A 20,400-nucleotide genomic window follows, 5' to 3' on the forward strand; every position below is an offset into this window, starting at 1 on the left:
TGCTGCGTCGTGCGGCGGGGCCTAGGTGGCGCCGCCCAGGTCCTCGGGGTCGTCCTGGACGCCGGAGCGCTCGCCCGGCTCCTCGGAGTAGTCGCTGGGCATGCCCTGCGCCACCTGCTGCGAGAGGTCGGCCGGGGGTGCACCCTCGCCGGTGCCCGGGGTGGAGTCGGCGCCCTGCTGCGGCGTCATCATCGAGGTCTCGGAGATCTGGCCCTCACTCATGTGCTGCTCCTTCTCCTGCGCGGTCAGGGACCGCTGGCTGGTCGGCACGAGGTGCCGGGGCGGGGGTGGCGCCCAGCCCCCATTCAACCAGCCGGTGCCAGGGGTCCGACCCGTCTGTTGGGGTGGGACGGCTGGAGGCGCTTCGAGCCGCCTCAATCGGGCTGGGACAGCCAGCACCGCACGGTGGCGAGCTCGGTCAGGGCTGGAGCCCCGAGACCGGCGGCCAGGTCCCGGGTGCTTGCCGAAGCAGAGACGATCACCGGTGACAGGCCGGCCGCCCGGGCCCCGGGGATGTCGTGCCGGGGCAGGTCGCCGACGTAGGCGATGGATCGGGGTGGCAGCTGCATCAGCTGGGCCAGGTGGACGAATGGCTCCGGGGAAGGCTTCGGTTGCCCATGGGTTCCCGCGACGACGATCTGCTCGAAGAGCTTGGCGGGGAAGGTGCGGCCGATCCGGGCCGTCTGCTCGTCGGGGTCGTAGGCGTTGGTGATGACGGCCAGTCGAAGCCCCCAGCTCTGCAGCTCGGTGAGCAGCTCACGCGCTCCCGGCAGGGGAGCGCAGTGCTCGAGCAGCGCCTCCCGGTAGGCCGTCACAGCCTCCGGCTGCGGCGCTGCCAGCCCCAGCCGGTCGCAGGTGGCGGCGAGTCGCCAGCGGTGCATGTCGAGCGGGTCCACGCGCCCCTGCTCCACCAGCTCGTGGAAGTCCATGATGGCCTCACCGGAGGCCTCGAAGAAGGCTCCTGGTGCGATCCTCGGCGCACACAGCCGACGGGCCGTCTCGACGGCCGCTCGGTCCGCGCTCAGGTAGTCGGTTAGTGTCCCGTCGAAGTCGAAGGCCACTGCTTGGAAGCGCAGAACAGGGGCCGGGGCCGACGGCTGCTGATCCACCACCCGACCAGTATCGACCCGGCGCGACGCAGGCCGGCCACGTCGCGCCACCTGCGTCACGTCGCGCCCGTGGAGCAACGTTGCGCGCGTAGTGCCAAGCGCAAGGTTGCGCCCGGAGCGCGAGGTGGAGGTTGGGAGCGCAAGGTGGAGGTCAGGAGCGCGACGTGGACGCCACGGGTCGCGAGGTGCCGTCGTGAGGTGTAGTCCGACGCGGGGGCACGCCCCCGACACCACCGGAGCGCTTCGCTAGCGTGGGAGCATGTCCCACCTCTTCCTCGAGATCGATGTCTTCGCCACCGGACCGCTGAGCGGCAACCCGCTCGCCGTGGTGGCCGGGGCCGAGGACCTCAGCGACGAGCAGATGGGCCGGATCGCGGCGTGGACCAACTTCTCCGAGACCACCTTCCTGCTGTCGCCCACCGATCCGGAGGCGGACTACCGAGTGCGGATCTTCACGCGCACCACCGAGTACCCCTTCGCGGGCCACCCGACGCTCGGCTCGGCCCGCGCCTGGCTCCACCTGGGCGGCACGCCCAGGACGCCCGGCCGGCTGGTGCAGGAGTGCGCCGCCGGCCTGGTGCCGGTGCGCCAGCAGGGGGACCTGCTCGCCTTCGCCACCCCGCCGCTGCACCGCAGCGGGCCGATGCCCGAGACCGACGTGCAGCGGATCGCCGCGGCGCTGCGGATCCCTCGCGAGCGGATCGTCGACCAGGCCTGGGGCGTCAACGGGCCCGAGTGGCGACTGGTCCAGCTCCGCGACGCCGAGGCGGTGCGGGCGCTGCGGCCGGTGCCGGATCGGGGCGACCTGCGGATCGGCGTCGTCGGCCTGGAGCCCGCCGGCTCCGAGATCGCCTACGAGGTGCGGGCCTTCGGCGGCTCCTACGAGGACCCCGTCACCGGCAGCCTCAACGGTGCGCTGGCGCAGTGGCTGCGAGGCAGGGGAGAGGTGCCGCAGGCCTACCTCGCCGTCCAGGGCAGCCAGGTGGGTCGAGCAGGTCGGATCCACGTGAGCGACGACGGCTCCGACATCTGGATCGGCGGGTCCGCACGCGTCGTCGTGGACGGTGCCCTGAACTTCGACGCCGCGGACCAGCTCTCCTAGCGCGAGCTGCTCCAGGTGGCGACCGCCCCGGCATGACCGGTGAGCACGGTCAGCACCAGCGTGGCGGCGGCCAGCAGCACCACCAGCCAGGTCACCGCCGGCACCAGGCGCTCACGGGAACCGTCGCGCTGGCCACGGCTCGAGGCCAGGGCGGAGCCGGAGCCGAAGCTCCAGCAGGCCAAGAGCGAGAGCAGCGCCAGTGGCAGGAAGCTGATGGTCAGCAGGCCCGCCAGCTGGTCGTGCCGCTCGATCAGGTCCTTGTGCTCGCTGGTGGCGTGCGCCAGTTGGTCACCGGTGGCGCGGGTGACGAAGAGCACCACGACGGCCAGCACGTCGAGCACCGCGGTGGGTAGGCGCAGGGCCCAGCGCCAGTCGCGCCGCAGCACGAAGCAGACGGACAGGACCGCCGCGGTGGGGATGGCGACGACGGCGGCGTGCACCACGAGGGGGTGCACCGGCAGGCTGAGCAGGTTCATGGATCCCAGTGTGGGCAGCGATGACGAGCGGCTTCCAGCAAGGCCAGCCTGCCCTGCGACAGCCTCCTCACAGCCACCAGCCGGGAGGGCGACCCAGGACTGCTGCGCGCCGCAGCCGACCCCGATGCCCGGCGCGTGGGAAACTGTCGGGGCCACCGAGTAGGTTGGGTGGCCCCACCCCGGCACACCGGGCAGAGCTCACGCAGAAAAGAGGGCTTGCGCACCCCATGGTCGACTCCTTCGTCCACCTCCACACGCACACCGAGTACTCGATGCTCGACGGCGCCGCGAAGAACTCCAAGCTCTTCGCGGAGGTCTCGCGCCAGGGCATGCCCGCCGTCGCCATGACCGACCACGGCAACATGTTCGGCGCCTACGAGTTCCAGAACCTCGCCAAGAACTACCGCGACGTCGAGAACCTGGTGAAGCCGATCATCGGCATCGAGGCCTATGTGGCGCCCTCCACCCGCCACTCGCGCCAGCAGGAGTTCTGGGCCACTGGCCGCCACGAGAACGGCGACGCCTCCTTCGAGGGCGGCAAGGACGTCTCCGGCGGCGGCCGCTACACCCACATGACCATGTGGGCGCAGAACGCCACCGGCCTGCGCAACCTCTTCCGGCTCAGCTCGCTGGCCAGCTTCGAGGGCTACTACATGAAGCCCCGCATGGACCGTGAGCTGATCAGCCAGTACCACGAGGGCATCATCGCCACCACCGGCTGCCCGTCGGGCGAGGTGCAGACCCGGCTGCGCCTGGGTCAGTTCGAGGCGGCACTGGAGGCCGCCGCCAGCTACCAGGAGATCTTCGGCAAGGAGAACTACTTCCTGGAGCTGATGGACCACGGCCTGGACATCGAGCGCAGCGTGCGTGCCGACCTGATGCGGATCGCCGACAAGCTCGACATCCCGCTGCTGGCCACCAACGACTCCCACTACGTCCACGAAGACGATGCCGACAGCCACGACGACCTGCTCTGCGTCGGCGTGGGCCGCAACAAGGACGACCCCAACCGCTTCCGCTTCAACGGCTCGGGCTACTACATCAAGAGTTCCGAGGAGATGCGCCAGCTCTTCAGCGAGATCCCGGAGGCCTGCAACAACACCTTGGCCATCGCCGAGCGGATCGAGAGCTACGACGACGTCTTCAAGCACGTCGACCGGATGCCGCAGTTCGACGTGCCCGAGGGCGAGACGCAGAACTCCTGGCTGCGCAAGAAGGTCACCGAGGGCATCAAGGTCCGCTACGGCGAGAACCCCTCGGACGAGGTGCTGGAGCGCGTCGAGACCGAGCTGCAGGTGATCGAGCCGCTGGGCTTCTCCTCCTACTTCCTGGTGGTCTCCGACATCTGCAATGCCGCCCGCGAGATGGGCGTGGCCGTCGGCCCCGGACGAGGCTCCGCCGCCGGCTCGATGATCGCCTACCTCACCGGCATCATCCAGGTGGACCCGCTGGAGCACGGCCTGCTCTTCGAGCGCTTCCTCAACCCGGAGCGCATCAGCCCGCCCGACATCGACCTCGACTTCGACGACCGCAAGCGTGACAAGGTCATCGACTACGTCACCACCAAGTACGGCGAGGCCTACACCAGCCAGGTCAACACGTTCGGCACCATCAAGGCGAAGGCTGCCGTCAAGGACGCCAACCGCATCCTCGGCTACCCCTTCGGACTGGGCGACAAGATCACCAAGGCCATGCCCGCCGACGTGATGGGCAAGGGCGTCCCGCTCAAGGACCTGTTCAACGAGCAGCACCCCCGCTACGCCGAGGGCATGGAGATCCGCGAGCTCTACAACACCCAGGCCGACGTCAAGAAGGTGATCGACACCGGCATGGGCCTGGAGGGCCTGATCCGCGGCACCGGCGTGCACGCCTGCGCCTTCATCCTGTCCAGCGAGAAGCTGCTCGACGTGATCCCGATGCACCGTCGGGACAAGGACGGCATGATCATCGCCGGCTTCGCCTATCCTCAGCTCGAGGAAATGGGCCTGATGAAGATGGACTTCCTGGGCCTGCGCAACCTCGGCATCATGGACCACGCCGTCCAGATCATCAAGCGCAACCAGGGCGTCGAGGTGGACGTCTCCCAGCTGCCGCTGGACGACGAGAAGACCTACCAGCTGATGGCCCGCGGCGACACCCTGGGCGTCTTCCAGCTCGACGGCGGCCCGATGCGCTCCCTGCTGCGCCAGATGGGCCCCACCGGCTTCGACGACATCACCGCCGTGCTGGCCCTGTACCGGCCGGGCCCGATGGGCGCCAATGCCCACATCAGCTATGCCGAGCGCAAGAACGCCCGCCAGGAGATCATCCCGATCCATCCGGAGCTGAAGGAGGCCCTGGACCCGCTGATCGGTGACACCTTCCACCTGATCGTCTACCAGGAGCAGATCATGGCCATCGCGCGTGCCCTGGCCGGGTACACGCTGGGTGGCGCAGACCTGCTGCGACGGGCCATGGGCAAGAAGAAGCCCGAGATCCTGGCCAAGGAGTTCACCCACTTCCACGACGGGATGAGCGCCAACGGCTTCTCCGACGAGTCCATCAAGGCGCTGTGGGACGTCATGGTCCCCTTCGCCGGTTACGCCTTCAACAAGTCCCACGCCGCCGGCTACGCCCTGGTCTCCTACTGGACGGCCTGGCTGAAGGCCAACTACCCGGCCGAGTACGGCGCCGCGCTGCTCACCAGCGTCGGCGACGACAAGGACAAGATGGCGATGTACCTGGGCGACATGCGCGCCCAGCGGATCAAGGTGCTGCCCCCGGACGTGAACTCCTCCGAGCTCGAGTTCACCGCCGTGGGGGCCGACATCCGCTTCGGTCTGGGCGCCATCCGCAATGTCGGCGAGCACGTGGTGGAGGGCATCGTCGCTGCCCGCGAGGAGCACGGCGAGTTCACCGACTTCTACGACTTCCTGGACAAGGTGCCGCTGCAGGTCTGCAACAAGCGGATGGTGGAGTCGCTGATCAAGGCCGGCGCCTTCGACTCACTGGGCCACTCCCGCCGGGCGCTGATGGGGATCTTCGAGTCGGCCGTCGACTCGGTGCTCGACATCAAGCGCAACCAGGCCAACGGCCAGGACGACCTGTTCGGCGACTTCGGCCTCGGGGACGCCGAGGACGAGCCCGCAGCCCCGCGCGAGACCGTGCCGGAGCTGGAGGACTGGGACAAGCGCACCAAGCTGGCCTTCGAGCGCGAGATGCTCGGCCTGTACGTCTCCGACCATCCGCTGCAGGGCCTGGAGCACATCCTGGAGTCCGAGCGTGACGTCTCGATCGGCAACCTGCTGGCCCCCGACGGCCCGCGCGACACGATGCTCAACATCGCGGGCATGATCACCCAGATCCAGCGCAAGCAGACCAAGACCGGCAACATCTGGGCGATCATCACCGTCGAGGACCTGGAGGCCTCGGTGGACGTGCTCTGCTTCCCGAAGGTCTACGAGCAGGTGGCGATGCACCTGGCCACCGACCAGATCGTCAAGGTGCGCGGCCGGATCCGGGAGAAGGAGGACTCGGTTGAGGTCCAGTGCCAGGAGATCTCCGTGCCCGACGTCTCCGAGGGGCCGTCCGGGCCGGTGGTGATCCAGCTCCCCGCGGGGCGCTGCACCCCGCCGGTGGTGGAGCAGCTCAAGGAGGTGCTGGGCAACCATCCCGGCATGACGGAGGTGCGGTTGCGGCTGATGAGCCAGAACAAGGCCACCCTGTTCCGGCTCGACGAGACGCTGCGGGTGACCGCCTCCGGGCCGCTGATGGCCGACCTCAAGGCACTGCTGGGGCCCTCCTGCCTGGCCTCGTGAGCAGCAGGCCCTAGTCTTGGACCCGCGTCGCAGCCCTGCGGCGCCAGACGACAGGAGGAGCCGTGGCTCCACAGGAGGAGACGCCCGTCTCCGTGACGGTGCAGCCCAGTGCGCCGGTGCCTCCGATGTCGCTGCCCGCGCACGCCGGCTCGGCCGCCTCGCCGGGGATCCTGGCGAGCGAGAGCTATGCTCCTCGGCCGCGGCTGTCCGGCGACCGGCTGCGCCGCCTGGTGCGGCGCCCGGTGGTGCGGGGGATGGCCTTCTACCTGCTGCTCTTCGTCCTGCTCGGTCTGTTGGCCGCGGTGGTCTGGCATTCCGCGGTGCGGCTGCCGGTCTACCACGTCGGTGCCGAGGGCAGGACGGCCACCACGGAACGTGGGCTGACCCGCTACTTCTCCACCGACGCCTGGTTCTGTCTGCTCGGGGCAGTGGTGGGCCTGGTGGCCGGCACGCTGGCCTGGCGCTGGTTCCGCCGGATCGGCTGGCCGGTGGTGCCGCTGGCGCTGATGGCCTCGCTGGTGGCCTGCCTGGTCTGCTGGCGGGTGGGCACCGCCCTGGGGCCCGACGACTTCGCCTCCCGGATCGCCGCCGCACAGCCCGGCGACGACGTCCCGATCGACTTCCGGCTGCGCAGCCTGGCCGCCCTGCTGGTCTGGCCCTTCTTCGCCACCATCCCGGTACTGCTCTTCTCCTCGCTGGGCCGCGACGAGGATGATCCTGCGCACCGCCGCCACCCGGCTCCCACCACGGTGGCCGCCTCGACGCCGGTACCGGCGCCCGTCGAGGACGACGTGGTGGTCCGCCAGACCCGCGGGGCCTGACGGATCGATCACCGCTCAGCGGGCTATCGGCGCCATCCGGCCGTCGACCACCCGCAGCAGGTCGCCGGGCGCCAGTTCCACCTGCAGCCCGCGTCGCCCGCCCGAGACCATGATCGTCTCGAAGCCCTCCGCGGAGGCGTCCAGCCAGGTGGGCAGGGCCTTCTTCTGGCCCAGCGGTGAGATGCCACCCACCAGGTAGCCGGTGGTGCGCTCGGCCACCTCCTGCGGTGCCAGCGCCGCCTTCTTCGCGCCGGCGACGCCGGCCAACGCCTTCAGGTCCAGCTGGCGGGCCACCGGCACCACCGCCACCGCGAGCGGCTGGCGGGTGCCGGTGAGCTGCACCACCAGGGTCTTGAAGACCTGGTGCGGGTCCTGGCCCAGGGCCGCGACGGCCTCCTCACCGAAGTGCTGGTTGGCAGGGTCGTGCTCGTAGGGGTGCAGCTCGAAGGCCACCCGGGCGCGCGTCAGGGCGACGGTGGCCGGCGTCGACGCAGCCATCAGGCGATCCGTTCGGCCACGGAGACGAACAGGGGAGCGAAGACCAGGGCGGGCAGCAGGTCGCCCACCCGGATGTCCTTGATCCCCAGCAGCCGGATGCCCAGCCCGAGCAGGATGATGCCGCCGGCCACGGTGAGCGCGTCCACCTGGGCGGGCGGGATCACGTCGCCCAGCAGGAAGCCCACCAGGGTGATGCCGCCCTGGATCACCAGCACGCCTGCCGCAGAGGCCAGCACCCCGATGCCCAGCGAGGCCGCGAAGGCGATGGAGGCGAAGCCGTCGAGCACGGACTTGACGAAGATCTGGTCTGCTCCGCGGCCCAGCCCGTCGCTCAGCGAGCCCAGGATGGTGAGCGGGCCCATGCAGAAGACCAGCGTGGCGGTGACGAAGCCGTTCACGAAGCGGCTGTCGCCGTCGGCGCCGAAGCGTCGCCTCGCCCAGCCGCCCACATCCTCCAAGCGGTCCTCGACGCGCAGGGCGGAACCGGTCAGCGCCCCGGCCATCATGGCCAGCAGGATCACCACCATCACCGCTCCGTGCCCCACGGCCTGGTTCAGGCGCTCGCCGAACATCGGCATGATGGAGCTGGCCCCGATCACCAGGGTGAAGAGGCCGAGCACGTCGGTCACCGTCGAGCTGGTGCGCTGTGGCAACCGGTGGCCCAGGGCGAGTCCCAGCAGCGATCCCAGCACCACCGTGGTGACATTGACGACGGTTCCAACTCCCACGAAATCCACGCCTGCATCCCACCACAGGGCCGCGCCGGGACGCGGGTCGTGCCAGCGCGTGGTCGGGGTCGGGCGTTGTCGGCGGCCTTCACTAGACTCCTGCCGTGCTCAGAACTGTGGACCTCAGCCAGGCCGGCCTGGACGGCGACGCCTTCGACTACCGCTCCGCCATGCCGCGGGCGGCCTTCGACGTGGACCATGCCCTGGCCGCGGTGCGTCCGATCAGCGAGGCCGTGGCCAGCGAGGGACAGGCGGCGCTGCTGCGCTTCGCCGAGCAGTTCGACGGGGTGGTGCCCGAGCGGCTGCGGGTGCCGGCCGAGGTGCTGGAGCGCTGCGCCGCCGAGCTCGACCCCGTGCTGCGCCAGGCCTTCACCGAGTCCATCCGCCGTCGCCGCCAGGTCTGCGAGCTGGCCGAGCGCGAGACCGACAGCCCCGCGGTGACCCTCGCGCCCGGTGCCAGGGTGGGCCAGCGCATCGTCCCGGTGGGCCGCGTCGGGCTCTACGTGCCCGGCGGCCTGGCCCCGCTGGCCAGCAGCGTGATCATGAACGTGGTGCCCGCCCAGGTGGCCGGCGTCGGTTCCATCGCGGTCACCAGCCCACCGCAAAAGGAGTTCGGCGGCCTGCCGCACCCCAACATCCTGGCGCTGTGCCACATGCTCGGCGTCGACGAGGTCTACGCCGTCGGCGGTGCACAGGCCATCGCCATGTTCGCCCACGGGGTGCCCGGGCTGTGCGACCGGGTGGACCTGGTCACCGGTCCCGGCAACATCTACGTGGTGGCCGCCAAGCGGCTGCTGCGCGGCATCGTCGGCATCGACTCGGAGGCCGGCCCCACCGAGATCGCCGTGCTGGCCGACGACTCCGCCAACCCGGAGCACGTCGCGGCAGACCTGGTGAGCCAGGCCGAGCACGACCCGATGGCCGCCTCCGTGCTGGTCACCGATTCCGCGGAGCTGGCCGAGGCCGTCGACCAGGCGCTGGAGCGCCAGGTGGCCGCCACCCGTCACCACGAGCGGGTCCGCACCGCGCTGACCGGCCCCCAGTCCGGCACCATCCTGGTCCGCGACCTGGAGCAGGGCCTGCAGGTGGTGGACGCCTATGCCGCCGAGCACCTGGAGATCCAGACCCGCGATGCGGCCGCCTGGGCTGCCCGGGTGCGCAATGCCGGTGCGATCTTCGTCGGTTCCTTCTCGCCGGTCTCGCTGGGCGACTACTCGGCCGGTTCCACCCACGTGCTGCCCACCGCCGGCTGCGCCTGCCACTCCTCGGGGCTGAGCGTGCGCTCCTTCATGAAGGCGGTGCACGTCATCACCTACGACGAGAGGGCGCTGATGGAGCTGGCCGACTCGGTGGAGGCCTTCGCCCTGGCGGAGAACCTGCCCGCCCACGCCAATGCGGTCACCGTGCGCCGTCGTGGCCAGCAGGCCGACCAGCAGATCGGGGAGCAGGCATGAGCGGCCTGGAGGACCTGCCGCTGCGGCCGGAGCTGGTGGGCCAGGAGCCCTATGGCGCGCCGCAGCTGGACGTGCCGGTGGCGCTGAACGTCAACGAGAACCCGTACCCGCCCAGCCCGGCCGTCTGCGCCGAGATGGGCCGCGCGGTCAGCGAGGCCGCGGCGAAGATGAACCGCTATCCGGACCGCGAGGCCCGCGCGCTGCGCACCGCCCTGGCCCGCTACCTGGGCTTCGGCCTGGACGCCGACCAGATCTGGGTGGCGAACGGCTCCAACGAGGTGATGACCCACCTGCTGCAGGCCTTCGGCGGGCCGGGGCGCACCGTGCTCTCCTTCTCGCCCACCTACTCCATGTACCCGGAGTACGCCCGCAACACCCTGACCGACTACGTCGCCGTCCCGCGCGACGCGAACCACCAGCTCTCCGCCGAGCTGATGGTCTCCGCCGCCCGCGAGCACCACGCAGACGTGGTGGTCATCACCACGCCGAACAATCCCACCGGCACCACCACCCCGATCAGCGTCATCGACGAGGTCTGCTCGCAGCTGGACTGCATCGTCGTGGTGGACGAGGCCTACCAGGAGTTCACCGAGGTGCCGGAGGACTCCGCGGTGGCGCTGCTGCCCAAGTACCCGCGCCTGGTGGTGAGCCGCACCATGAGCAAGGCCTTCGCCTATGCCGGTGGACGGCTGGGCTACCTGGCCGCCTCGCCGGCGGTGGTGGACGCCTGCCGCATCGTCCGGCTGCCCTACCACCTCTCGGCCGCCAGCCAGGCCATCGCCCTGGTGGCCCTGGCCCATGCCGACGAGATGCTGGAGCGCGTGGAGGACCTGCGCGAGCAGTGCCAGCTGCTGCAGGGCTGGCTGCGCGACCAGGGCTTCGAGGTGGTACCCAGCCAGGCCAACTTCTGCCTCTTCGGCCGTTTCGCCGACCGCCATGCCGTCTGGCAGGGCCTGCTGGACCAGGGCGTCCTGGTCCGCGAGACCGGCCCCGAGGGCTACCTGCGGGTCTCCGCCGGCACCCCCGAGGAGATGGATGCCTTCCGCACCGCACTGACCCAGCTCAAGCCCACCATCGACAGGATGCCGTGATGACCCAGACGAACCGCCGCACCGCCACCGTCGAGCGCGCCACCAGCGAGTCCAGCATCAGCGTGACCATCGACCTGGACGGCACCGGCACCAGCGACATCGAGACCGGGGTCGGCTTCTACGGCCACATGCTCACCGCGCTGAGCAAGCACTCCGGCATCGACATGACCATCCGCTGCACCGGCGACGTGCACATCGACGGCCACCACAGCGTGGAGGACACCGCCATCGCGCTGGGCCAGGCGATCCGCCAGGCGCTGGGTGACAAGCAGGGCATCACCCGCTTCGGCGACGCCATGGTGCCGCTGGACGAGGCGCTGGCCCAGTGCGTGGTCGACGTCGCGGGTCGTCCCTACTGCGTCTGCACCGGGGAGCCCGACGGCCAGGTCTACGCCCTGATCGGTGGCTCCGGGGTGCCCTATGCCGGTTCGATGACCTACCACGTGGTGGAGTCGCTGGCGCTGAATGCCGGCCTGTGCGTGCACCTGCGCCTGCTGGCCGGCCGGGACCCGCACCACATCGTCGAGGCGCAGTTCAAGGCCCTGGCCCGGGCCCTGCGCCAGGCCATCGCCCTGGACCCCACCGTGAAGGGCATCCCCTCCACCAAGGGCGCCCTGTGACCTCGCCGAGCCCTCGGGTGGGTGTCCTGGACTACGGCTCGGGCAACCTGCACTCCGCCTGCCGGGCGCTCGAGGCCGCCGGCGCCCAGGTGGTGCTGAGCAGTGACCACGCCGAGCTGCGCACCTGCGACCGGCTGCTGGTGCCCGGGGTCGGCGCCTTCGCCGCCTGCATGGCGGGTCTGCTGGCCGTCGGCGGCGACGAGCTGGTGGCCGGCTGGGTGGCCGACGAACGTCCTGTGCTGGGCATCTGTGTCGGACACCAGGTCCTCTTCGGTGGCGGCAGCGAGCACGGCACCACCGTGCCCGGGCTCGGTCTGTACCAGCCCACGGTCGAGCAGCTCACCTCCGAGCGCCTGCCCCACATGGGATGGAACCAGGTGGAGCCGCCAGCGGGCAGCCGCCTGTTCGCCGGGATCGAGCAGGAGCGCTTCTACTTCGTCCACTCCTACGGCGTGCACCAGGCGCCCGCCGAGGCCCGGGTCACCTGGGCCGTGCACGGCGGAGACCGCTTCGTCGCGGCCGTCGAGCGCGGGCCGGTCAGCTCCACCCAGTTCCACCCCGAGAAGTCGGGTGCGGCAGGGGCGCGGCTGCTGCGCAACTGGCTCGCGAACTGAGCTTCCACCGACGCTCGCGGGGCGGCTGGCGCGCGGGGCCATGCACTAGGGTTCGACCCGTGACTTCACTAGTTCTGCTTCCCGCTGTCGACGTCCAGGGCGGCCAGGCCGTCCAGCTCACCCAGGGGGTGGCCGGGTCCGAGAAGGTCTTCGGTGACCCGCTCGCCGCCGCCCGCCGCTGGCAGGAGGAGGGTGCCGAGTGGATCCACCTGGTGGACCTCGACGCAGCCTTCGGCCGGGGCAGCAACTACGAGGTGCTGGCCCGCATCGTCGGCGAGCTGGACATCCAGGTCGAGATGTCGGGCGGCATCCGCGACGACGCGTCCCTGGAGCGCGCCCTGTCCGCGGGCGCCCGTCGGGTGAACATCGGCACCGCCGCCCTGGAGAACCCGGAGTGGTGCGAGCGGATCATCGCCGACCACGGTGACCAGGTGGCCATCGGCCTCGACGTCAAGGGCACCCGGCTGGCCGCCCGCGGCTGGACCGAGGAGGGCGGCGAGCTCTTCGAGACCCTGGAGCGTCTCAACCGGGCCGGCTGCGAGCGCTATGTGGTCACCGACGTGGCCAGCGACGGCATGCTGACCGGACCCAACTTCGAGCTGCTGGGCCAGGTCTGCGCCCGCACCGAGGCCGCCGTGATCGCCTCCGGTGGCATCTCCACCCTCGACGACCTGCGCCAGCTGCGCGGCCTGGTGCCGATCGGCGTCGAGGGCGCCATCATCGGCACCGCCCTCTACGTCGGCAACTTCACCCTGCCCGAGGCCCTGGCCGTCAGCTCCACCCCGGAGGAGAACCGATGAGCGAAGCCACCACCCCCACCCCCGTCGAGGCCGCCGGACCCGCCCCGGTGCACGTGCCCCCGCTGCTGGATGGCCGGCTGACCGACCTGCTGGACGGCCGCAAGATCGTGATGACCGGTGTCACCGGCTTCATCGGCGAGCAGATCCTGTGGAAGATCCTCACCGAGCTGCCCCACACCCGCGCCGTCGTGCTGGTGCGCCCCAAGGGCTCGGTCACCGCGCGCGAGCGGATCCTGTCCCTGCTGAAGAAGAAGATCTTCAAGCCCCTGGTGGAGGCCGCCGGCGGCACCGAGCAGCTGCTCGACGCCCGCATCGATGTGCTCTCCGGTGACCTGCCCAATGTGCCCGACCTGCCGCGCGACCTCGACGTGGTGATCCACTGCGCCGGCGACGTCAGCTTCGACCCGCCGATCGACGCGGCCTTCAAGACCAATGTGCTGGGCACCCAGGCCCTGATGGGCAAGATGCTCGAGGCCTGCACAGACGAGCAGGGCACCCTGGTGCGCATCCCGCACTACGTGCACGTCTCCACCGCCTACACCGCCGGCCGTCGCCGCGGCGCCATCCCGGAGGCCGCGCACGTCCACGACGTCGACTACACCGTGGAGACCGCCGCCGCGCTGCGGATGGGCGATCTGGTGGAGGAGCAGTCCCGCACCGCCGAGAAGCTCACCGAACTGCGCAAGCAGGCCGAGCGCGAGCACCGCCAGGCCGGTTTCCTGACCACCGCCGAGGACACCGAGCGCCGCCGCCAGGAGTGGGTCAAGGAGGAACTGGTCAAGGCCGGCACCGAGCGCGCCCGCTCGTTGGGGTGGACCGACGTCTACACCTTCGCCAAGGCGATGGGCGAGCGCGTCGTGGCCGACCTCGGCAAGGACATCAAGGTCTCCATCGTGCGCCCGGCCATCGTGGAGTCCAGCCTGGTGCACCCCTTCCCGGGCTGGATCGAGGGCTTCAAGATGGCCGACCCGATCATCCTGGCCTATGCCAAGGGACAGCTCAGCGAGTTCCCGGCCTCCCCGGACGCGGCCCTGGACATCGTGCCCTGTGACCACGTGGTGAATGCCATCGTGGCGGTCTGCGCCACCGAGCCGACGGTGGGGGAGCCGGAGTTCTACCACGTCTCCACCGGCGCCCGGAACCCGATCACCTTCCGCGAGATCTACGAGTACATCCGCGCCTACTTCGAGGCCCACCCCTACACCCGCTCCGACGGCACCGTGGCGCCGCTGGCCACCTGGAAGTTCCCCGGTGAGCAGCCGGTGCGCCGGATGCTGGATGCCGCCGAGGTGGCCCACTCGGTGGGCAACCGGATGCTCTCCTGGGCGCCACGCGGCCGTCGCACCCGCGAGGCCGTGGTGGCGCTGGACCGGCAGGGGCGCAACCTGTCCTTCCTGCGCCGCTACCTGAGCCTGTACGGGGAGTACCTGCAGTCGCAGCTGCACTTCGTCGACGACTGCACCCTGGCCCTGCACCACAGCCTGCACCCCGACGACGTGGAGGCCTTCGGCTTCGACACCGCCGCGGTGGACTGGAAGTACTACCTGACCGACATCCACGTCCCGGCCATCACCGACCCGGTGCGCCGGCTGGAGGCCGCCCGCAGCCGTCGCGGCAACCGCGCCACCACCTACCGCGAGCTGAAGGCCTCCGAGCCCGGCACCGTCCTGGCCGCCTTCGACCTGGACGGCACCGTGATGGACACCAATGTGGTGGAGACCTACCTGTGGGCCCGGCTGCCCGAACTCGGCCCGCTGGGGCGCGCCAAGGAGGTGGCCGGCGTGGCCGCCAGCCTGCCGCGCTACCTGGGCGCCGACCGTCGCGACCGTGCCGACTTCCTGCGCACCATGTACCGCCGCTACGAGGGCATGCGGATGGCCGAGCTGGAGAAGCTGGTCGACGAGCAGATGACCCCGCTGGTGCAGGACCGGATGAGCGCCGAGGCGCTGGAGCGGATCAAGGAGCACCGCGGCGCCGGTCACACCACCGTCCTGCTCACCGGCGTGATCCGCCCGCTCACCCGGCCGCTGGAGGAGTACTTCGACGTGATCGTGGCCGCCGAACTGGCCACCGACGCCGACGGCGTGATCACCGGCTTCCTGACCAGCCCGCCGATGGTCGGCGAGGCGCGCTCCGCCTGGCTCAAGCACCACGCCGCCCTGAACGGGATCGACCTGGCGAAGTCCTTCGCCTATGCCGACAGCCATGTGGACCTGCCGATGCTGACCACCGTGGGCAACCCGGTGGTGGTCCAGCCCGACGTGGGTCTGCTGCGTGCCGCCCGCAAGAACGGCTGGAGCATCGTCGACTGGCACAGCCAGCCCAAGCTGCCGCGCTGGCGCCTGCCCCGCCCGGGCCAGGGACGCTGAGACCCTGCGCCGGTGCCGCTGGACGGCACCGGCGCTAGGCTGGGTCCCCCGGGGCAAAGGAGCATCGTGGAGTACATCGTCGAGGGCAGCCTGGAGTGGTCCGCGCTGTGCGCGGCCGACCTGCCCCAGCTGGCCGAGCTCCGCACCACCATCGAGTACTTCGACGACCCGGTGGAGCGCCAGGACCTGGCGCAGCTGCAGGAGTACTGGACCGCACCCGGCGCCGACCCGGTCTTCAACTGCACCGTGGGGCGTGACAAGGGCGGCACCATCGTCGCCTACGGCTGGAACCACGTCCGGGGCCTCGACGTGGGCGAGCCCCGGGTCTGGCTGGACGGGGGAGTGCACCCGGCCTGGCGCCACCAGCACATAGGTCGTCGGCTGATGGAGTGGCAGGTGGAGCGCGCACGCCTGTGGTACGCCAAGGTGCTGCGCGAGCAGCCGTGGCTGCAGGCACCGCTGTGGCTGGGCACCTACGTGGACCAGAAGCTGGAGGGGCAGTCGGCGCTGTGCGAGACGCTGGGCCTGGCGCCCGAGCGCTGGTACTTCGACATGCACCTGACCTTCGGGATGGACCAGCCCGGTCCGGTGCTGCCCGTCATCCCGCTCACCGGCCGGGTGCAGCTGCAGCACTACCATCCGGCGCTCTCGGAGCAGGTGCGGCTGGCCCACAACGAGGTCTTCGCCGCCAGTTTCGGCTCCCACACCGTCTCGGTGGCCAACTGGGAGCACTCGATGGACCGCAGCGCCGCCCGCCCCGAGTGGTCCTGGGTGGCCACCCAGGACGGCGAGGTGGTGGGTTATGCGCTCAACTCCGCCTACGAGCAGGACTGGGGCCCGCAGGGGTTCAGCGAGGGCTGGACCGACCGGCTCGGCGTGCGCCCCGGCTGGCGCGGCCACAACCTGGGCCGGGCCCTGCTGCTGGCCTCGATGCGCTCCTTCCTCGACGCCGGGCTCGAGGGTGCCGGGGTCGGCGTCGACACCGCTCGGCCGGATGCCGCGCTGCGTCTGTTCGAGTCCATCGGCTACCAGGCCGAGGAGATGGTGGTGCTGCACAGCACGGTGGTCCCGCCCATCGCCGTCTGAGGCCAGCAGCCCGGGAACGTCGCGACGCACCGCCCCCGCGGGCGATTCACGGTGCCGCGGGCGCAGCGGCTAGGATTGACAGGCTGCCCGGGCCGGGTCCGTCAGCGTGCCTACGGCCGCGCAGCACACGAATTTTCTCCACGAGAGGTGAGGTTGACGCATGAGCGGTCACTCCAAATGGGCCACGACGAAGCACAAGAAGGCCGTCATCGATGCCAAGCGCGGCAAGCTGTTCGCCAAGCTGATCAAGAACATCGAGGTGGCGGCGCGCGTGGGCGGCGGTGACCCCGGCGGCAACCCGACCCTCTACGACGCCATCCAGAAGGCCAAGAAGAACTCGGTCCCCAATGACAACATCGACCGCGCCGTCAAGCGTGGCTCCGGTGTCGGCGCCGATGCCGTCAACTACGACACCATCATGTACGAGGCCTACGGCCCCGCCGGCGTCGCCATCCTGATCGAGTGCCTCACCGACAACCGCAACCGCGCCGTCTCCGACGTGCGCGTGGCGGTCACCCGCAACGGCGGCACCATCGCCGACGGCGGCTCCGTGCAGCGCCTGTTCGAGCGCAAGGGCCTGGTCACCGTCGCCAAGAGCCAGGAGGTCCCGGGCGAGGGTCGCAAGACCGAGACCCGCGAGGTCACCGAGGACGAGCTGCTGGAGGCCACCCTGGAGGCCGACGTCGAGGACGTCGCGGACAACGGTGACGAGTTCGAGCTGACCTGCGACCCCAACGACCTGGTGGAGGTCCGCAAGGCCGTCCAGGCCGCCGGCATCGACTACAACGCCGCCGACGTGGCCTTCGTCGCCACCTTCGACCAGGACATCGACACCGTCGAGGCCGCCCAGAAGCTGGAGCGCCTGATCGACGCGCTGGAGGAGTCCGACGACGTGCAGAACGTCTACACCAACGCGAACCTGACCGACGAGGTGCGCACCCAGCTCGAGAGCGAGTGAGCTGACCTGCCGCGACGCCCCGGGACCTGCCGGTTCCGGGGCGTCGTGCTGTCCGGGGCCCTTCCGTCCGGGGTCCGTGGCTGGTTAGCGTGGTGAGCAGCCGTGAGACAGGAGTCGTCATGACCGAGTCGCCCACCACCCTGCGCCTGCTGTGGCCGCAGTGGCAGGGAGCCACCGCCGCCAATGTCGTGGAGCTCTTCCCGGAGGTCCCGCTGCCCGACGCCCGGCTGGCCTATGCCATGGGCTCGCGCCTGCTGGGGCACATGCTGCCGCCGCACGACGGCCCGGTGGCGGAGGTGCCGGTGGCCCCCGACGACAGCGGCCTGGTGCTGGAGCGCGGCATCGAGTCGCGCGCGGTGCTGCTGGAGCAGTTGCGCGCCGCCCTGGCCCTGGTGGAGCAGCACGACTGCGACCGGGTGCTCACCCTGGGCGGCGAGTGCTCGGTGAGCCTGGCGCCCTTCTCCTGGCTGGCCCGGCGCCACGGGGAGGACCTGGCCGTGGTCTGGCTGGACTCCCATCCCGACGTCGGGACCCCGGACAGCGAGTACCACGGCCACCACGCGATGGCGGTCAGCCTGCTCACCGGCCACGGCGACCAGGACTTCTTGGCGGCGCTGCCCGGGACGGTGGACCCCTCCCGGGTGGCGCTGGCCGGCCTGCACTCCTGGACCGAGGACGACATCGGCCACGTGGCCGACTGGGGACTGACCAGCTTCTCGCCGCAGGACCTGCGCGAGTCCAGCGAACCGCTGCTGGACTGGCTGGCCAGCACCGGCTGCAGCAAGGTGGCGCTGCACCTCGACGTCGACGTGGTGGACGCCAACCAGGTGGTGCTGGGCCTGGGCGCCGAGCCCGACGGGCTCAGCCTGGAGCAGGCCCGGCGCGTGGTGGACGACGTCGCCGGTGCGGCCGAGATGGTGGGCCTGACGGTGGCCGAGTACATCCCGCGCCAGGTGATCCAGATGATGGGCCTGCTGCGCGGGCTCCCGCTGGCCTGAGCAGGAGCGGCGTTCAGTCGCGCTCCAGGCGTCGCGGCGTCGGGGCCTGCCAGTGCAGCTTGAGGGCGGCCAGGCGCAGGCCGAAGACCAGCAGCACCAGCACCCACTGCACCACCGGGTCCAGCAGGTGCAGCCGCGCCGCGACGTCGGTGAGCACCGCTCCCAGCAGGGCGGGCAGCGCGTAGAGGTCGCGGGTGAAGACGCTGGGCACGGTGCCGGAGAGCACGTCGCGCAGCACGCCGCCGCCCACCGCGGTCAGGGTGCCGACCGCGATCGCCTCGATGCCCGGGTGGCCGGTCTGGATGGCGGTCATGGCGCCGGTGACGGCGAAGGCGCCCAGTCCCAGCGCGTCGGCCACCAGGATGGTGCGCCGGGCCCGGTCCAGGGTGCCGGAGAACCAGAAGGTGACCAGACCGCCGGCCAGCGCGGTGGCGATCAGCGGCAGGTCGCTGATGCCGCGCGGGGGCGTGATGCCCAGCAGCACGTCGCGCATCATCCCGCCGCCCAGCGCCGTGACGACGGCGAGCACCAGGATCCCGAAGATGTCGAAGTGGCGGCGCACGCCGGCCAGCCCTCCGGACAGGGCGAAGGCGAACACACCGAGCAGGTCGACCATCAGCACCGGGCGAGCCTACTGGAGTAGGATTCCGAACGCGTGTTCGACCGATGCGCGTGGACCGAGGACAGGAGTGGACCCGTGCGAGTGCTCGGCGTGGACCCCGGCCTGACCAGGTGCGGCATCGGGGTGGTCTCCGGCACCGTGGGCCGCCCGCTGGAGCTGGTGGCCGTCGGCGTGGTGCGCACCCCGGCCGGCCAGGACCACGCCCACCGGCTGCTGGCCATCGAGACCGGCATCGAGGAGTGGGTGACGGCCTACCGTCCCGAGGCGATCGCGGTGGAGCGGGTCTTCGCGCAGCACAACCTGCAGTCGGTCACCGGCACCAGCCAGGCCGCCGGGATCGCCATGCTGGTGGCCGCCCGCCATGCCATCCCCGTCGTGCTGCACACCCCCAGTGAGGTGAAGGCCGCCATCACCGGCTCCGGCCGCGCCGACAAGGCCCAGGTGGGCGCCATGGTGGCCCGGATCCTGAAGCTCGCCGAGCCGCCGAAGCCCGCCGACGCCGCCGACGCGGTGGCGCTGGCCATCTGCCACATCTGGCGCGGCGCCGCCACCAACCGTTATGCCGAGGCCGTGGCGAAGGCCACCACCGGCCGCACCAACCGCATCCCCAGCAGAGGACGAGCATGATCAACCACCTGACCGGTACCGTCGCCGCCGCGGGCGCCACCTGGGTGGTGCTCGACGTCAACGGCTTCGGCATGAAGGCCCTGTGCACTCCCGCCACCTGTGCCCAGGTGCGGCTGGGCGCCACCACCACGCTGCACACCTCGATGGTGGTGCGCGAGGACTCGATGACCCTCTACGGCTTCGCCGACGCGGAGGAGCGCGACTGCTTCGAGCTGGTGCAGTCGGCCAGCGGCATCGGCCCCAAGATCGCCCAGGCGGTGGTCAGCGTGATGGACCCGGAGGCGCTGCGCTCCGCCATCCTCACCGAGAACCTGGTGGCGCTGTGCAAGGTGCCCGGCATCGGCCGCAAGGGTGCGCAGAAGATGGTCATCGAGCTCAAGGACAAGGTGAACGCGCTCGGCGCGGTCACCGCACCCACCCCCACCGGCGAGGGGGCCGCCCAGTGGCGCGAGCAGGTCACCGACGGCCTGGTGGGCCTGGGCTGGTCCGCCAAGGACGCCGAAGCCGCCTGCGACGGCGTCGCCCACCTCGTGGAGGAGGATCCCGGCGTCGGGATCGCGGTGCTGATGCGCCAGGCGCTGGCCTCGCTCGCCCGCAAGTAGGGTTGGCCCCCAGGAACAGGAGGCAGCA

The 20,400-nt window shown here is 70.9% G+C and carries 19 protein-coding genes and 1 pseudogene; 14 read left to right on the plus strand and 6 right to left on the minus strand.

Annotation, left to right across the window (positions count from 1 at the left end; genetic code table 11):
- Nucleotides 1–21: 21 nt before the first annotated feature.
- Both ABD073_RS14610 and ABD073_RS14615 read right to left on the minus strand, forming a co-directional pair.
- Nucleotides 22–222, minus strand: coding sequence for a hypothetical protein (locus ABD073_RS14610; protein WP_343875785.1), 201 nt, complete (start codon nt 220–222; stop codon nt 22–24).
- Nucleotides 223–374: 152 nt separating this feature from the next.
- Complete coding sequence (locus tag ABD073_RS14615; protein ID WP_343875787.1) at nt 375–1,112, minus strand: HAD family hydrolase; 738 nt, start codon at nt 1,110–1,112, stop codon at nt 375–377.
- Between the two features lie 256 nt (nt 1,113–1,368).
- Here ABD073_RS14615 and ABD073_RS14620 point away from each other — a divergent pair, with 256 nt between their 5' ends.
- Nucleotides 1,369–2,211 carry a PhzF family phenazine biosynthesis protein gene (locus tag ABD073_RS14620; RefSeq protein ID WP_343875789.1) on the plus strand — a complete coding sequence of 281 codons (843 nt, stop codon included), beginning with the start codon at nt 1,369–1,371 and terminating at the stop codon, nt 2,209–2,211.
- Here the strand turns inward: ABD073_RS14620 and ABD073_RS14625 are convergent.
- Nucleotides 2,208–2,687, minus strand: coding sequence for a DUF2231 domain-containing protein (locus ABD073_RS14625; RefSeq protein ID WP_343875791.1), 480 nt, complete (start codon nt 2,685–2,687; stop codon nt 2,208–2,210). The two genes, ABD073_RS14620 and ABD073_RS14625, sit on opposite strands and share 4 nt — an antisense overlap.
- Before the next feature lie 227 nt (nt 2,688–2,914).
- On the opposite strand from ABD073_RS14625, the pseudogene dnaE reads away from it, so the two are divergent.
- Together dnaE and ABD073_RS14635 are read left to right on the plus strand one after the other, a co-directional pair.
- Nucleotides 2,915–6,491 (plus strand): annotated as a pseudogene (dnaE, locus tag ABD073_RS14630) (DNA polymerase III subunit alpha); the annotation flags it as partial.
- Nucleotides 6,492–6,546: 55 nt separating this feature from the next.
- Nucleotides 6,547–7,305, plus strand: a complete 759-nt coding sequence (locus ABD073_RS14635) for a hypothetical protein (RefSeq protein ID WP_343875794.1) — start codon at nt 6,547–6,549, stop codon at nt 7,303–7,305.
- Between the two features lie 15 nt (nt 7,306–7,320).
- Here ABD073_RS14635 and ybaK read toward each other — a convergent pair whose 3' ends face one another.
- A complete protein-coding gene (ybaK, locus tag ABD073_RS14640) occupies nt 7,321–7,803 on the minus strand; it encodes a Cys-tRNA(Pro) deacylase (RefSeq protein WP_343875796.1) in 483 nt (160 codons plus the stop codon).
- Nucleotides 7,803–8,540, minus strand: coding sequence for a DUF554 domain-containing protein (locus ABD073_RS14645; protein WP_343875798.1), 738 nt, complete (start codon nt 8,538–8,540; stop codon nt 7,803–7,805). Before ABD073_RS14645 ends, ybaK begins: the two co-directional genes overlap by 1 nt.
- 95 nt (nt 8,541–8,635) lie before the next feature.
- On the opposite strand from ABD073_RS14645, the gene hisD reads away from it, so the two are divergent.
- From hisD to ABD073_RS14690, 9 genes are all read left to right on the plus strand, one after another.
- Entirely contained in the window at nt 8,636–9,985 is a 1,350-nt protein-coding gene (hisD, locus tag ABD073_RS14650) for a histidinol dehydrogenase (protein ID WP_386751675.1), read from the plus strand.
- Nucleotides 9,982–11,076, plus strand: coding sequence for a histidinol-phosphate transaminase (locus ABD073_RS14655; protein WP_343875800.1), 1,095 nt, complete (start codon nt 9,982–9,984; stop codon nt 11,074–11,076). The genes hisD and ABD073_RS14655 overlap by 4 nt, the downstream gene beginning before the upstream one ends.
- Entirely contained in the window at nt 11,076–11,696 is a 621-nt protein-coding gene (gene hisB, locus ABD073_RS14660; RefSeq protein WP_343875801.1) for an imidazoleglycerol-phosphate dehydratase HisB, read from the plus strand. The genes ABD073_RS14655 and hisB overlap by 1 nt, the downstream gene beginning before the upstream one ends.
- Nucleotides 11,693–12,310, plus strand: coding sequence for an imidazole glycerol phosphate synthase subunit HisH (gene hisH / locus ABD073_RS14665; RefSeq protein WP_343875803.1), 618 nt, complete (start codon nt 11,693–11,695; stop codon nt 12,308–12,310). Before hisB ends, hisH begins: the two co-directional genes overlap by 4 nt.
- 59 nt (nt 12,311–12,369) lie before the next feature.
- The gene (priA, locus tag ABD073_RS14670) at nt 12,370–13,110 is read left to right on the plus strand and encodes a bifunctional 1-(5-phosphoribosyl)-5-((5-phosphoribosylamino)methylideneamino)imidazole-4-carboxamide isomerase/phosphoribosylanthranilate isomerase PriA (RefSeq protein ID WP_343875804.1); all 741 of its coding nucleotides are present in this window, start codon (nt 12,370–12,372) and stop codon (nt 13,108–13,110) included.
- Nucleotides 13,107–15,479 (plus strand): HAD-IB family hydrolase, encoded by a 2,373-nt coding sequence (locus tag ABD073_RS14675; RefSeq protein ID WP_343875805.1) that lies wholly within the window; start codon nt 13,107–13,109, stop codon nt 15,477–15,479. The genes priA and ABD073_RS14675 overlap by 4 nt, the downstream gene beginning before the upstream one ends.
- Before the next feature lie 66 nt (nt 15,480–15,545).
- A complete protein-coding gene (locus ABD073_RS14680; protein WP_343875806.1) occupies nt 15,546–16,565 on the plus strand; it encodes a GNAT family N-acetyltransferase in 1,020 nt (339 codons plus the stop codon).
- Between the two features lie 160 nt (nt 16,566–16,725).
- Complete coding sequence (locus ABD073_RS14685; RefSeq protein WP_343875808.1) at nt 16,726–17,523, plus strand: YebC/PmpR family DNA-binding transcriptional regulator; 798 nt, start codon at nt 16,726–16,728, stop codon at nt 17,521–17,523.
- 119 nt (nt 17,524–17,642) lie between these two features.
- Nucleotides 17,643–18,521: an arginase family protein gene (locus tag ABD073_RS14690; RefSeq protein ID WP_343875810.1), complete on the plus strand. Its 879-nt coding sequence runs from the start codon at nt 17,643–17,645 to the stop codon at nt 18,519–18,521.
- A 13-nt stretch (nt 18,522–18,534) separates the two neighbouring features.
- On the opposite strand, the gene ABD073_RS14695 is transcribed toward ABD073_RS14690, so the two are convergent.
- Complete coding sequence (locus tag ABD073_RS14695) at nt 18,535–19,137, minus strand: trimeric intracellular cation channel family protein (RefSeq protein WP_343875938.1); 603 nt, start codon at nt 19,135–19,137, stop codon at nt 18,535–18,537.
- Nucleotides 19,138–19,218: 81 nt separating this feature from the next.
- Between ABD073_RS14695 and ruvC the strand changes: the two genes are divergently transcribed.
- Together ruvC and ruvA are read left to right on the plus strand one after the other, a co-directional pair.
- The gene (ruvC, locus tag ABD073_RS14700) at nt 19,219–19,770 is read left to right on the plus strand and encodes a crossover junction endodeoxyribonuclease RuvC (RefSeq protein ID WP_343875812.1); all 552 of its coding nucleotides are present in this window, start codon (nt 19,219–19,221) and stop codon (nt 19,768–19,770) included.
- Complete coding sequence (ruvA, locus tag ABD073_RS14705; RefSeq protein ID WP_343875814.1) at nt 19,767–20,372, plus strand: Holliday junction branch migration protein RuvA; 606 nt, start codon at nt 19,767–19,769, stop codon at nt 20,370–20,372. The genes ruvC and ruvA overlap by 4 nt, the downstream gene beginning before the upstream one ends.
- The last annotated feature ends 28 nt before the right edge of the window (nt 20,373–20,400 follow it).

The sequence above is a fragment of the Luteococcus peritonei genome, assembly GCF_039526385.1.
Taxonomy (GTDB): Bacteria; Actinomycetota; Actinomycetes; order Propionibacteriales; family Propionibacteriaceae; genus Luteococcus; species Luteococcus peritonei.